11 protein-coding genes are annotated in these 13,071 nt (G+C 39.6%); 5 read left to right on the top strand and 6 right to left on the bottom strand.

Features of this window, described 5'->3' with window-relative positions; translation table 11 throughout:
* Positions 1 to 581, bottom strand: a 581-nt coding sequence (locus VP97_RS18925) for a LysR family transcriptional regulator (RefSeq protein ID WP_050183716.1), incomplete at its 3' end; no start/stop codon positions are given.
* A 168-nt stretch (positions 582 to 749) separates the two neighbouring features.
* Here VP97_RS18925 and acnA point away from each other — a divergent pair.
* Together acnA and VP97_RS18935 are read left to right on the top strand one after the other, a co-directional pair.
* Positions 750 to 3,479: an aconitate hydratase AcnA gene (gene acnA, locus VP97_RS18930; RefSeq protein ID WP_050183717.1), complete on the top strand. Its 2,730-nt coding sequence runs from the start codon at positions 750 to 752 to the stop codon at positions 3,477 to 3,479.
* A gap of 63 nt (positions 3,480 to 3,542) precedes the next feature.
* Complete coding sequence (locus VP97_RS18935) at positions 3,543 to 3,794, top strand: HPr family phosphocarrier protein (RefSeq protein ID WP_050183718.1); 252 nt, start codon at positions 3,543 to 3,545, stop codon at positions 3,792 to 3,794.
* Positions 3,795 to 3,928: 134 nt separating this feature from the next.
* Here the strand turns inward: VP97_RS18935 and yyaC are convergent, their stop codons facing one another.
* On the bottom strand, positions 3,929 to 4,531 hold the full coding sequence (gene yyaC, locus VP97_RS18940; protein WP_050183719.1) for a spore protease YyaC: 603 nt from the start codon (positions 4,529 to 4,531) through the stop codon (positions 3,929 to 3,931).
* 237 nt (positions 4,532 to 4,768) lie between these two features.
* On the opposite strand from yyaC, the gene VP97_RS18945 reads away from it, so the two are divergent.
* Positions 4,769 to 5,788: an SDR family oxidoreductase gene (locus tag VP97_RS18945; RefSeq protein ID WP_050183720.1), complete on the top strand. Its 1,020-nt coding sequence runs from the start codon at positions 4,769 to 4,771 to the stop codon at positions 5,786 to 5,788.
* A 310-nt stretch (positions 5,789 to 6,098) separates the two neighbouring features.
* Here VP97_RS18945 and VP97_RS23470 read toward each other — a convergent pair whose 3' ends face one another.
* From VP97_RS23470 to VP97_RS18960, 4 genes are all read right to left on the bottom strand, one after another.
* Complete coding sequence (locus tag VP97_RS23470; RefSeq protein ID WP_082220452.1) at positions 6,099 to 6,266, bottom strand: aspartyl-phosphate phosphatase Spo0E family protein; 168 nt, start codon at positions 6,264 to 6,266, stop codon at positions 6,099 to 6,101.
* Between the two features lie 276 nt (positions 6,267 to 6,542).
* Positions 6,543 to 7,523: a cation diffusion facilitator family transporter gene (locus VP97_RS18950; RefSeq protein ID WP_050183721.1), complete on the bottom strand. Its 981-nt coding sequence runs from the start codon at positions 7,521 to 7,523 to the stop codon at positions 6,543 to 6,545.
* Positions 7,524 to 7,649: 126 nt separating this feature from the next.
* Positions 7,650 to 8,591, bottom strand: coding sequence for a magnesium transporter CorA family protein (locus VP97_RS18955; protein WP_172656811.1), 942 nt, complete (start codon positions 8,589 to 8,591; stop codon positions 7,650 to 7,652).
* 565 nt (positions 8,592 to 9,156) lie between these two features.
* The gene (locus VP97_RS18960) at positions 9,157 to 9,339 is read right to left on the bottom strand and encodes a hypothetical protein (protein WP_050183723.1); all 183 of its coding nucleotides are present in this window, start codon (positions 9,337 to 9,339) and stop codon (positions 9,157 to 9,159) included.
* Positions 9,340 to 9,823: 484 nt separating this feature from the next.
* On the opposite strand from VP97_RS18960, the gene VP97_RS18965 reads away from it, so the two are divergent.
* Together VP97_RS18965 and VP97_RS18970 are read left to right on the top strand one after the other, a co-directional pair.
* Positions 9,824 to 10,132 carry a hypothetical protein gene (locus VP97_RS18965; protein WP_050183724.1) on the top strand — a complete coding sequence of 103 codons (309 nt, stop codon included), beginning with the start codon at positions 9,824 to 9,826 and terminating at the stop codon, positions 10,130 to 10,132.
* 1,090 nt (positions 10,133 to 11,222) lie between these two features.
* Complete coding sequence (locus tag VP97_RS18970; RefSeq protein WP_050183725.1) at positions 11,223 to 12,908, top strand: methyl-accepting chemotaxis protein; 1,686 nt, start codon at positions 11,223 to 11,225, stop codon at positions 12,906 to 12,908.
* Positions 12,909 to 13,071 lie beyond the last annotated feature (163 nt).

The raw sequence follows: 13,071 nt of genomic DNA on the forward strand, positions 1-13,071 counted from the left end.
ATATGTTTATACAGCTGATCCGTTTGATAATCAATCCTGGCCAGATGAGGCAGATCTTCGAGTATGATTGGCTCGTTGGAAAACACACATAACTTTTCTTCAAATAGTGGCTCTTTATGGCCGGGCCAATTGTATTCTCCGCGGATAAAGCCGATATGGATATCATGATTGTAAGCAAGCTGGTAAATTTGCCTGCTGTAGGCGGTTTCAATTTGAAATTCAACGTCCGGATATTGTTCTTTAAACTGTTTTAACCACCCGGGGAGTTTATATTTACTGATAAAGTTTGAAACACCAATCCGAAGTGTGCCGGCTACAATATGGTTGAAATTGTCAACTTCTTCTTTAATTTCACGAAATGTATCTAAAAGTTCTTCAGCACGTTTTGCTAAATATTCTCCTTCAGGCGTAAACTGCACGCCTTTTATGCCCCGGTTTACAATTTTAACCCCAAACTCTGTTTCAATCTGCTTCAGCCGCTTCGTCAAAGTCGGCTGGGCGATAAAAAGCGTTTGGCCTGCTTTTGTAATGCTTTTTTCATGAAAAAGCGTATGTAAAATCAACCAGTCTCGATCGTCCATATGCGTCCTCCTTTTTTTCAAACATATCATATCATTTGTTTTTGCTAAAGAAGAAAGATGGAAATCGTTCATGTTTAACTATGAAAAAATGCTATTTTTTTATAAAGAAACGATCCCGTATGATAGAAATAAGCTTATTTCTATTTAGAACAGAAAAGGGGAAACGGCATGAAGACAAAAGGTTATATAGAGCCAGCGAGCCTGAGAGTAAATGAAAACGAATACATGTATTATCCCATTCATCAATTAAACCATCAAAAGTTTCAGCATATAGCAAGACTCCCATATTCGATTAAGGTACTGCTGGAGGCAGCTATCCGTACTTTCGATGGAACCTCGATAACGGAAGAGCATATCCGGAAACTGGCGGACTGGACAGTAGAAAGAGAACCGAATGAAGAAGTTCCATTTAAGCCCGTACGCATACTGCTTCATGACACAACAGGGCTTCCAGCCATTGTGGATTTAGCTGCTATGCGTGAAACGATGGAGCGCTCAGGAGGCAATGTTTCAGCTGTCAATCCTTTGATTCCAGTAGATCTGGTTGTTGACCATTCGGTAACCGTCGATTATTTTGCCCGGCCAGACGCCATGGAGCTCAATGAGAAAGTAAACATGGAGCGTAATGGTGAGCGGTTTCGATTCTTGCGCTGGGCACAGCAGGCATTTGATAACCTAAACATTATCCCACCTTCTTCCGGCATCATGCATCAAATTAACATGGAGTATTTGTCCACTGTTACAGCCAAAAAGAGTGAAGAAGGGCAGACCGTTGTTTATCCTGATTCACTTGTTGGAACAGACTCTCACACGACTATGATAAATGGCCTTGGAATTGTAGCATGGGGAGTAGGCGGTATAGAAGCGGAGGCAGCGATGCTTGGTCAGCCTTTGTATTTTGCCACACCGGAAGTAGTCGGCTTCCGGCTGACCGGATCACTTCCGGAAGGAACGACATCCACGGATCTTGCCCTGACGATTACAAATATTCTTCGTCAAAAGGGTGTGGTCGGAAAGTTTGTAGAGTTTTTCGGTGAAGGCGTGCGTTCCATGAGCGTAGCTGATAGGGCGACTGTTGCGAATATGGCGCCAGAGTACGGAGCCACAATGGGCTTTTTCCCTGTAGACGAGCAAACGATTCACTACCTGCGGCTGATTGGGCGTGATGAGGAGCAGGTAAACCTCGTTGAAGCGTATTACAAAGCCCAGGGCATGTTTATGGAACAGGGCAGTGAAGATCCGGATTATCCGGAAGTGATTGAGCTGGATTTATCGACCGTTGTCCCTTCCCTTGCTGGTCCGAAACGGCCGCAGGACCGGATCAGCTTAACAGACATGAAAGAGGAGTACCGGGAAATCATCCGCAAGTCGGTGGCCGAGGGCGGCTATGGCGTTACCGGGGAAGCACTCCAAAAAGAAGTTCCGGTTACGCACGAAAGCGGGGAAACGTCGGTTATAAAGAATGGCTCTGTCGTACTGGCAGCTATCACAAGCTGCACCAATACGTCCAATCCGACTGTGCTTATGATGGCAGGGCTGCTTGCGAAAAGAGCGGTTGAAAAAGGATTATCTAAGCCTGCTTTTGTAAAAAGTTCTTTAACACCAGGATCGCGTGTAGTGACCGATTATCTTCAGGAATCAGGGCTGCTTCCGTATTTAGAAAAGCTGGGCTTTCACATTGCCGGGTATGGATGTGCTACTTGCATCGGTAATTCAGGACCGCTTCCTTCTGAAATAAGTGAAGCGATCAGCCAGCACGACTTGACGGTAGCAGGCGTTCTGTCAGGAAACCGTAACTTTGAAGGTCGGGTCCATCCTGAAATCAAAGCCAATTACCTGGCTTCACCGCCTTTGGTGGTCGCTTACGCACTAGCTGGTACGGTTGATATTGATTTTGCAACAGAGCCTATTGGGCATGACTCGAGCAATCAGCCGGTTTATCTGCGTGATATTTGGCCTTCTTTAGCAGATACACAAAAATGGCTTGGTGATGCTCTGCGGCCTGAGCTGTTTCAAATGAGATATCAAAATATACTCAAAGCCAATGAAAAATGGAATGGGTTAGAGATTCCAGAAGGACCGCTTTTTGACTGGGAGGAATCCTCAACCTACGTGCAGGAGCCGCCATTTTTAAAAGATTTGCCTGGCGAGCCAGGAAACATTGTTGATTTCGAGCATGCCCGTGCGGTAGCTGTGTTAGGACACTCCGTCACAACAGATCATCTGTCGCCATCAGGTGTAGTGCCTGCTAACAGTACGGCCGGTATATATTTAAAAAGCCGTGGTGTGAAGCCGAGAGACCTTAATTCTTATCCTTCACGGCGCGGCAATCACCAGGTCATGATTCGGGGAGCGCTGGCTAACCATCGAATCCGGAACTATCTGGTTCCCGGCTCAGAAGGTGGCGTAACAAAATACCTGCCGAGCGGGGAAGTGATGTCGATGTATGAAGCGTCACTCAAATATAAACAGGACAACACCCCACTATTTATTATTGCCGGAAAAGAATACGGCACAGGCAGTTCGCGTGACTGGGCGGCGAAAGGCACGGCACTGCTCGGTGTCAAAGCGGTCATTGCCGAAAGTTTTGAACGCATTCACCGCAGTAACCTGGTCGGAATGGGCGTGCTTCCTCTTCAATTTGAAAACGGAGAAAACGCGGAATCTTTAGGGATTGAAGGAACAGAAATCTTTCAAACAATCGGCTTATCAGACGACATTCAGCCCGGGCAAAAGATTCGTATTAAAGCAGCAGGTAAAAACGGAAAATCGTTTGAATTTAATGTGACTGTGCGCCTTGATAATGTTGTAGATATCGATTATTACCAGAACGGGGGTATCATGCAAAAAGTTATCCGGCAATTAATAAACACTACCTCCACGCTCACTATGAAATGAAACAATTGATCTAGTTGACGGCAATCATTCAGATAGAAATGTTCATTTAAAGGAGGGAAAAGCATGGAAATCAGCAATACATTTGCTGAATTCGTTGTTGCGATCAATAAAACAGCGCAAGAATTTCAATCCAGCATTGTTATTAAAACAGATCGTAAAAGTTTTGATGCCAAAAGTATTCTTGGGCTGACATATTCTGTTCTTAGCTCTAAAACCTTTGAACTGGAGATTCACGGACCTGATGAAGAAGAAGCGAAAAAAGCGATGACCCATGTATTTCATCAGCACAATGTACCTGTACGTGTAAATGAGTAATAGATTTTAATGCTGAGCATGTAACGTGTTTGGGCTCGACTTTAAGATTCGAGAAAATTAACCGGTTAAAAAGCTGATTGGCAAAAGGCCAATTAGCTTTTTATATGGGGAAGAAACTGTTTTAGCAGTTAATTCTATAAAGAAGCAGATTCACTTTCTTTTTCTATGCGTTCAATAGCATTTATCAAAAGAGCGGCCGTTTTTTTAGACAGATTTATTACTGTATTTAATCTTGTGTGATTTAAAGAATGGATTGGGAAAAAGGGGTCTAAATGGTTGACGACTGCTTTTAAATGATAATCTCCGACGGGAGGCAGTATTTGATGGACAGCATTGCCAGGGCAAAAAGATCCTTCATTAAAATAAATGGACCCAATCTGATGAAAATCTCCCAAACATGCGTCGATAGCAAAAATAAATGAATGGCGTTTTTTTATGCGAATGTCTTTTAATACAGTTTTTAAATTGAGGGCATGCACAGGCTCGCTGAGTGTACCAAATACTTGATACGGTACGTGATTTTCTTGAAGCATGGTGCCGACTAAAGGCCCGAAAGAATCTCCTGTAGAACGGTCGGAGCCGATGCATAAAAACACAGGCTCTAATGAAGACGACTGAAGAATTTGGGCAATTTGTTCAGACATCTTTTCTGTTTCTTCATCTGCCGTTACGATATAGGGATATAACAGTTTATCTTTTTGCGACGAAATCGATTTTCTGCTTTTAAAAGGATACATCTATGAGCCTCCTTTTAGCTGCTCGCTTTTTAGTAGTCCTTATATAACTTTCTTAAGTAGTCACAGTATACCCTCTTTTTATGGCATATTTCCTTGTTAATTTGTTTGCAAAGAGAAGTAAATAAAACAACATACATATTTTATCAGCGATTCTTTTGTCAAAAGCATTGCTCACTCAAAGCCTGGTTTATTAAAATTGGAGGGGGAAGGTGTTTTAAAAAAGGAGGAGCGAGAAATATGAAGGCATTATTTATCGGGGGAACTGGAACAATTAGTAGTGCTGTTTCAAAATATGCTGTGGAAAAAGGGTGGGATCTATACCTTTTAAACAGAGGAAACCGTCTAGACCAGGTACCAGAAGGGGCAACAGTCATTACAGGAGACGTTGAAGATGAAAAAGGAATTTCTGAAAGGATTAAAGACCTTCATTTTGACGTTATTGCTGATTTTATCGCTTTTAAGCCTGAACACATTGAACGTGATATAAATCTGTTTACGAACAAAACGAAGCAATTTATTTTTATCAGCTCTGCATCTGCTTATCAAAAACCACTATCCTACTTTAAAACAAGTGAAAGTACACCGCTGAGTAACCCATACTGGGATTACTCACGAGAAAAAATCGCATGTGAAGATCGGCTTATGGCGGAATATCGCAATAAGCAGTTCCCCATTACAATCGTGCGCCCAAGCCATACGTATGGGAAACAAAAAGTACCAGTAGCTTTCTATGGGAAAAATGGAAGCTGGCAGGTTGTAGAACGCATTCGAAAAGGAAAGCCTGTCATTGTTCATGGTGATGGTACGTCGCTTTGGACATTAACACACAACACCGATTTTGCAAAAGCATTCGTTGGGCTTATGGCAAATCAGGGAGCTATAGGTGAAGCGGTGAATATAATGGCGGACGAGGCCCTTACCTGGAACAAAATTTACGATTGCATTGGGGCGGCTCTCGATGTGGAAGTGAAAAAATTCCATGTATCCACTGATTTTCTTGTTGGCTGCAGACCAGATCTAGAAGGGCCACTATTAGGAGACAAAGCTGGATGTGCTGTGTTCGACAATCGTAAAATCAAAAGACTTGTTCCTGAATTTACTGCGACGAAACGGTTCGACGAGGGAGTGAGGGAAAGTATCGAACACATTTTATCCAATCCGGAATTACAACAATTGGACGAGGATTTTGACCGCTTCTGCGACAAGCTGATTGAGGTACAGCAGACAGCCTTAAACGCATTTAAAGAAACGTTTTAAATGAATTAAAATAATGATCAACAAGCTGATTTTAACATGAAAAAAGGGAAATCCAGACAGGGGGGTATTAGAGAAAGGAAAAGGCAAGAAGATAAATGTGTAGTATTTATACGTAATCTGTATTGTAAGCATCTTTAATAAAGTTGACTGTAAAAGCAATGCTTACTATGGTATTAGTATAATAATAAATAAGATACATTACTTTAAAATAAATAGGTCGTTTTCAAACAGGCTGTTTAGCTATGAAGATAAAAGAAAACACACCGTTACACAAAAACATCTGTTTTTTATTCTCACATATAAATACGTATTATCTACTTTGAAGCTGGGCCTGCATGATCAGCTTATCGAGCTCTTCGCTGTACTGTAATGTGTCCAGGCTGCTGATGCCATATAGCTCGGCAGCATCAATCATTAAACAGCGAAGCTCTTCAATTTGAGAATGTAAGTCGGTATATCTTGCTTCGATTGTTTCCATAATTAGTCACCCGGTTCTTTTTGATTATGATTTGTAAGTAAATATTTGTATTCTTAAAGGAAATGATGATTGTTGATCTTGCCGTGTTTTAAGTAATATATCTGTCCAATTATAATTCTATAAAACTTGCTGAAAATCCTTTTGAATTCCAACGAAAAGAAGAAACTCCAAGTAAACATTTTCTGTTTGTTCTTAGAGTTTCTTCTCATTGGATCGGGTTTTCACGTAAATAAGTGGAAAAATTCTTCCTATCTTGTTATTAAACAGATTAAAAAATCATTCTTTTATTTTATTAATTTTATCCCAGGTTGTAACACCATCGTCTTCATCAAATTCAATGACCACATCCGTAACATTTCCCAGACTTTGCTTTATTTTTTGCTCAATATCATCTCTTATATCATCGGCTTGCTCAATCGTCATTTTAGGATCTACTTCCAATGTAAGCTCGACGTGAAGACTGTCCCCTTCTTTTATGACATCAAGATCTTGAATATCGTTTACTTGTGGATGACTAAAAACTTTCTCACCGATTTTGGCCTGCATTTTCACATCAGCCACTCCTAGCGCTCCAGCAGCATTATCTAAAAAGATACGTCCCACCACAACTAAAAGGAGAGCACCGATAATAATAGAAGCATAGCCAGTCGCGCTGTGGAAAGGTGTGTATGTGGAAATGATGATAGCCAGCATTGCAAGGACGGCGCCGCCAACAGCGACATTATCCTCTAAAAAAACTAATTTTGTAGCTGGTTTTGCGTCTCTCACATGCTTGTAGCTTTCAGGTATAATTTTAAGTCCTTTTACTTTTTCCCGCGGCAGGTGTTCTGTAATTTCCTGCATCGCCTTATAGAGAACAGCAGCTTCAAGCACTGCTGCAGCTCCTAAAACACCAATGTTAAGCCAAAACCAGTCATCTGAGTGAGTGGCATCGGAAATATGATGAATGCCTTCTATAATCGTTTCGTAAGCCAGGACGCCAACAACTAGTACAGCTCCGAGCAGAACAAGATTGACCAGCCGGCCAAACCCGCCTGGGAAACGATCGGTTGGTGCTTTTTTACTTAAAGCGGATCCGATAAAAACAAAAAGCTGATTGGCTGCATCCCCAAAACTATGCATCATTTCCGCAAACATTGCCACGTTCCCCGTAATAAGATAAGCAGCCGTTTTAATGAGTGCAACAATTGTATTTACAATCGCAGCCCATAAAGCCGACTTGCTTCCAAGCTTTAATAACTTGAACGATTCCCTCATTCGTTTTACTCCCTTCGTTTTGTTCTTATCTCTATTTTTTCTACTTTCCCTTCTATAGATTAGAAATAACATGTTTTTTTAATCCATTATTCAAGATGGAGTTCAGCTTATTGTTAAACATATACTTTATCTAAAAAACGATTTTTTTCTTTTTGTATTTAAAATGTCACCCATCCATCCTTTGCTTTTTAAATAAAAATACAGGAAGACAGTACTAATAACGATTAAAACACCTGCAAAAGCATAACCCATTTTCCATTCAAGTTCAGGCATGTGCTTAAAATTCATACCCCAAATAGCTCCAAGGGCAGTAGTAGGGGCAAACAGTGTTGTCATGATTGTTAGTGTTTTCGTAATTTCATTTCCCCGGTGGGTAGAAATAAGGTTTTCCAGGTTTAGAACGGATTTAATCTCGCTTTCATATGCATCTAAAAGTGTTTCAACCCGCTCAATACGGCACTTTGCCCGTTGAAACTGCTCTCCCTGGGCCGTTTGGCTTCCAAATGCTTCTTCAGCGGCCATCTTAGTTTCTTTTATTGGAATAACAAGATTTTTCCAGACAAGTAATTCATGGTCAACGGCCGCCGCTCTGTCTAATATAGTCGTACGGTTGTTTTCTTTTATATCCCAAAGGAGTGTGTATAGTTTAACCTCAAATTCATCAATCTTGTTTAAGAAGTCAGCTGTTATTTCACTGAGCAGAACAAGAAATCCTTCTATCGGTGATTTACAATGATGCATCTTTTCCTTCATGGTTTTGGCATTGCGAAGATTTAGTTTTGATAAATCAAGATCGATTGTAATTAACTTTTCTCTTGTTAAAAAAAAATGGAAAGTCGAATTTTTATCTCTTTTTTCTACATCCTGCTGGTAAATAAGAGAACCCCATAAATTTTCTTCTCCAGGCGTTCCTGTATACATATTAATGAAGTTGTTATCATTTTTTTCTACTTTTTTGGCCCAGCTCTTACATTGATGAGAATTTTTTGTTGCTTCTTGTATCAATTGTGTATCTTTAATGTCAAGTTCAAACCATTTCCATTGGGAAGAGTGGAAAGTATGCTCCATATTTATCAGCCCTTTCAATAAACACTTTTTACCCATAACATTTCAGTATGTCATAGAATTTTCCCCTCAGTATTCCCGGTTGCTTGCCAGAATATAAATTCATTGCATTATAAAAACAAATCGCTCATCATCATTGGACTTTTTACCAGACACTTCTTATAAACAAGATCTGGTACGAAAATTTTTAAAAAATAATAGAAAGGAACTTGCAGGTGGGGTACAGTGTCAAAGCGTTTCATAAGCGTTTAGTAAAAGGAGTTTTGCACATTGAGTTGTGCTTGCTTCTCTGCTGTATTTGCAATTCTGATAAAGGGGCATGAATGCTTGGAGGAGGAAGCTATTTGGAGAAATAGACGGTAATGTCTTCATACAATACAGGATACATTTTAGCCCTCTTTTTATAGAGTTTTCCATATAATTATTCATTGCTTTTTCTAGCCTGTATCCGTTTCTGCCCCCCTTTATCATAGCTGACCGCTTGTTGCAGGATGTAACACTAAATTTTTGAAGTCAAAGTAAAACCGCTGAAAGCGAACGGGGATATCCCTGTTTGCCATCAGCGGTTTTACTTTGAATGTGCAGTTTTCCACTCTGTTATATCCACAGAAACCAAATCTACCCACGTATCCTGCTGTTTATTTTGATCGAGAATTGTGCCATTTTTATCAAACGGCAAACTTATTAGATTTTTTTCTTCATCTACAAGCCGGCAAAGTGACTGATCAACGATATGTTCTAATAGCTTCAAAAATGTCACTCCTCTTTTCTTTTATGGAAATTATATCAAATTTAATAGTCATTTAGCCAGTTTTGTCCTATGGAGATAGTGAAAAACAGCATATAAAAACAGGGATCTGTAATAAAAATACAATTTAGCCGAAAAGATTAGTAGTTAATGCAAAAAAAAGCGTACGGCACCGGAGATCTATCTTAATAAAAAGATTTGTCAAAAAGTCATTTAGTAAATAAGTATCATGTAAAAAATCGATTAATACTACAGCAAATAAACTTTTTACCTATTCTTAATAAACTTTTGTTATCTCTGATTTTTGGAGTCTATATTGCAGAAAGATGGGTAAAGAATAAAGAATCAAGTGAGTATGTGTATAAAAAATGTATCAATTATGAAAATAAACGAGAGCTGTACCAGAGATTGGTTGTTATAAAGCAGTTTAGTTGGACAGATTGAATAGCAGAAAAAATTACTGATCTAGTTAAAGGAGGAATTTTTCGTGCTACTGTACAAAAATCGAAAAAACGATCAATCGGTAAAAGCCGCTAAATTTATCATACGATTAAAGCAAAAAGGACTTGTAAAAGCATTTGTCTGCTTTACAGACGAAAAAGGGCAGTTGAAAAGCATGACATATGAAAATGGTGAATATTATTTATTCAATTTAACAGACAGAAAAATTAAGCCAATTACATCTTCTGCTTTTTTTCAAACACTGGATTTGATTAAAAAAAATTTTTATAATGCTCGGACATATGGACAAGTCCGTCTTAGGCAGACAAAACAAAGAAGACACGGGATGCGGTAAAAGCGGCGAAGGAAGCACTAACTGGATGAATAAAAAGACAATTTTATTTTCTATAAAATGTTTTATTGTTAGATTTAAGTGTTTTTAACATAAAAATGATTAAATGCATTGTTAAAAAAGCAAGGGAACTGAAAAAGTTCTTCCGCTTTTTACTTGAAAATATTGCAGAACTTCCTTATTAAGAAACGGTGAAAGTGAAAGTTCTAGTAAGTCTTTTGCCCCTTTTTTGATTTAAGTAGGATATATAATATGTTAATACTCACTTAAAATCCAGAGATAATCATTGTTCGTTGTCATGCAAATAAAGTATATGCTCTTTTTTTGGATGATAGCTTATTAAATCGAAACATGTGATAGCCACACTTATAGATGTTTTTATCCTTGCTTCATTTTTAGATCAGGAAAGAAAACGATTGAATTATTTATATTTCAACAGTTCTATTTGCAATGTTCCAATATATAGTCCTGCTTATAGAGCAGTGCTTGATCAGTATTTGGATCTTTACTCATATGTATAAGCTAAGAAAACATCCTGTTACCAGGAGGTTTTCTTTTTTTATGGAATGATTTGTAATGTTAAGTGCAATACATAGAAATAAAAACGCCAGAAGCCCCAGGAAAAAAGAGTCCAGCTTACTATCGGAACGTCTTTTTTCGAACGCCAGGCAGAAGTCAAACAGCGTTAGTCATTTGGCCGTTGGGCACTAACACTGTTGTATCCAGACGTGGAAAAGAAAGGGTTGTGTCGCTGCCTTTGTCGAGCGCAAAGCTCGCTGGTACGTGTTCTCCAGCTACTTAACAACCGGACACGCAAGTTTCTAAGCTGGCGTACGCTACACAAGGCGTTATCGACGAAGGTTGGGCTTCAATTCACAAACTATTATGAGAAAAAAGATACAAAAAAAACAATAGAAAAATGTTTAAAGAAGATATTTTAGTGAATATATACTATGTGTAAAGTTTATTGATTAGGTACATAGTTCGTGGAGATTCGTAAGGAGAGGAAAGGGCGACAGAAAAAGCTACTGTAGGTTTTCGGATTTATTGCTTATAAAAGAATTATTTTTTAGAGAGAAAATGGGGGAGTATAATGAATATGTCTATTGGAAAAAAGTTGCTTGGCGGTTTTTTTATTATCGCCTTTCTTCTTGGTGTCATCAGTTTTATATCTTATTATAATTTAAAAAAAGTGGATCAGTCATATTCTGATTTGGTTAATCGGCGGGCGGCCATTCTTTTTAATGCAAAAGATATTCAAACAGAAGTCTTACAGGAAATGAACGCGCTGCGAGGGATGCTGTTAAATGAAGAAGAATCAGCTGATACATTATCCCGGGCCGCTCATACATTAGATGAAAAAATCAAGGCAGCCCAAAGCCTGGCTGAAAGCAACGAAAGCAAAGAATTGCTAAATGAACTTGATGAGCTGAATGAACTATTTAAAGCCCGATCCGAAGAAGCGATCGCTTTAATGACAACCGATCCAGAAGCGGCCCGGTCATTGGCGGATGGTGAGCTGAATGAATTATCCCAGGATATGTGGGAGGCTGCCAGTGGTTTGCAGGAAAGGCAAGCCGCATTTATGCAGGAAGGAAGCAAGTTTAATACTGACCTAGTAGACAATGTTGCACGCACTGTCCTGTTTTTAAGTATAGCAGCTTTTATCTTAGCTCTTTTGATCGGTACCTTTATTACTAGAATGATTACGAAGTCAATTCTGTCTTTGGTAAAAGGCGCAGAAAGCATTGCCGCAGGTGACTTAACCGGGAAAGATATTAAGGTGCGCTACAAAGATGAGCTTGGGAGCCTGGCGAGTTCCTTTAATCAAATGAAAACCAATCTTCAAGAAGTCATCCAACAAGTAAGCGCCAATGCAGAACAGGTAGCAGCAACTTCAGAAGAACTGTCTGCAAGTGCAGAAGAAACAAGCAAAGCGACTGAGCAAATATCAATCGCTATCCAGGACGTGGCAGCAGGTTCAGAAAAACAAGTAACCAGTACGGTAGAGTCGACTGAAGCTGTTGAAGATATCTCTAATGGGATGAACGAAGCGGCGGCTTCTATTCAATCTGTAGCCAATTTAACAGCGCTAGCAAATGAGAAAGCAGCGATAGGAAATGCAACTGTGACTCAAACAGTTGAACAGATGAATCTTGTGCAGCATTCAACGGCTCATTCTTCCGAAGTGGTAAATGCTTTGGGCGGAAAATCAAAAGAGATTGGACAAATTGTAGAATTCATAACCGAAATTGCCAGCCAAACAAATTTGCTAGCTTTAAACGCAGCCATTGAAGCGGCACGCGCAGGAGAGCAGGGCAAAGGTTTTGCGGTCGTAGCCGATGAAGTACGCAAGCTTGCGGAGCAATCGGCAAATGCAGCTGGAGACATTCGACATATTATTGTAGAAATTCAATCGGAAGCAGAAAAAGCTGTTCAATCTATTCATAGCAGTACAGATGTGGTTCAGGAAGGGATTAATCTGGTTGCACGAACAGGTGAAGCTTTTCAGGAAATTGCAGCATCTATTCAGCAGGTTGCAACTGAATCCGGACAGGTATCTGCTATAGTGGAAGAAGTAAATGCCAGCTCGCAAAATACGGTAAGGATGATAAAAGAAGTAAGGCAGGTTTCTGAGCAATCGGCCGGTAATATACAGAATGTAGCTGCTTCAGCTGAAGAACAAAATGCAGCGATGGAAGAAGTCTCCGCTTCTGCAGAAGCGTTAAGCCAGATGGCTCAAGAATTAAGAGAAGCTATTGGAAAATTTAAAGCTTAATTGCTGTCCTGAACAGGATAGCGCAAAAAGGAGCCTGCTGTTATAAAGCGGGCTTCTTTTTCAATTTTATTATATAAAACAGCTGCTCAGAGACAAAAAATAAAAAAGTGACCTATAAAAGCAGATGACAACTATAAAGAAAAAATGTATTTGTAGAGTAATA

It is taken from the genome of Domibacillus robiginosus (assembly GCF_000966195.1).
Taxonomy (GTDB): Bacteria; Bacillota; Bacilli; order Bacillales; family Domibacillaceae; genus Domibacillus; species Domibacillus robiginosus.

Excerpts from the sequence above, each read along its gene's own strand:
- VP97_RS18955 (WP_172656811.1), bottom strand. The coding sequence starts at position 8,591 with ATGGAGCATACTTTCCACTCTTCCCAATGGAAATGGTTTGAACTTGAC.
- VP97_RS18950 (WP_050183721.1), bottom strand. The coding sequence starts at position 7,523 with ATGAGGGAATCGTTCAAGTTATTAAAGCTTGGAAGCAAGTCGGCTTTA.
- VP97_RS18970 (WP_050183725.1), top strand. The coding sequence starts at position 11,223 with ATGAATATGTCTATTGGAAAAAAGTTGCTTGGCGGTTTTTTTATTATC.
- yyaC (WP_050183719.1), bottom strand. The coding sequence starts at position 4,531 with ATGTATCCTTTTAAAAGCAGAAAATCGATTTCGTCGCAAAAAGATAAA.
- VP97_RS18945 (WP_050183720.1), top strand. The coding sequence starts at position 4,769 with ATGAAGGCATTATTTATCGGGGGAACTGGAACAATTAGTAGTGCTGTT.
- VP97_RS18935 (WP_050183718.1), top strand. The coding sequence starts at position 3,543 with ATGGAAATCAGCAATACATTTGCTGAATTCGTTGTTGCGATCAATAAA.
- acnA (WP_050183717.1), top strand. The coding sequence starts at position 750 with ATGAAGACAAAAGGTTATATAGAGCCAGCGAGCCTGAGAGTAAATGAA.
- VP97_RS23470 (WP_082220452.1), bottom strand. The coding sequence starts at position 6,266 with ATGGAAACAATCGAAGCAAGATATACCGACTTACATTCTCAAATTGAA.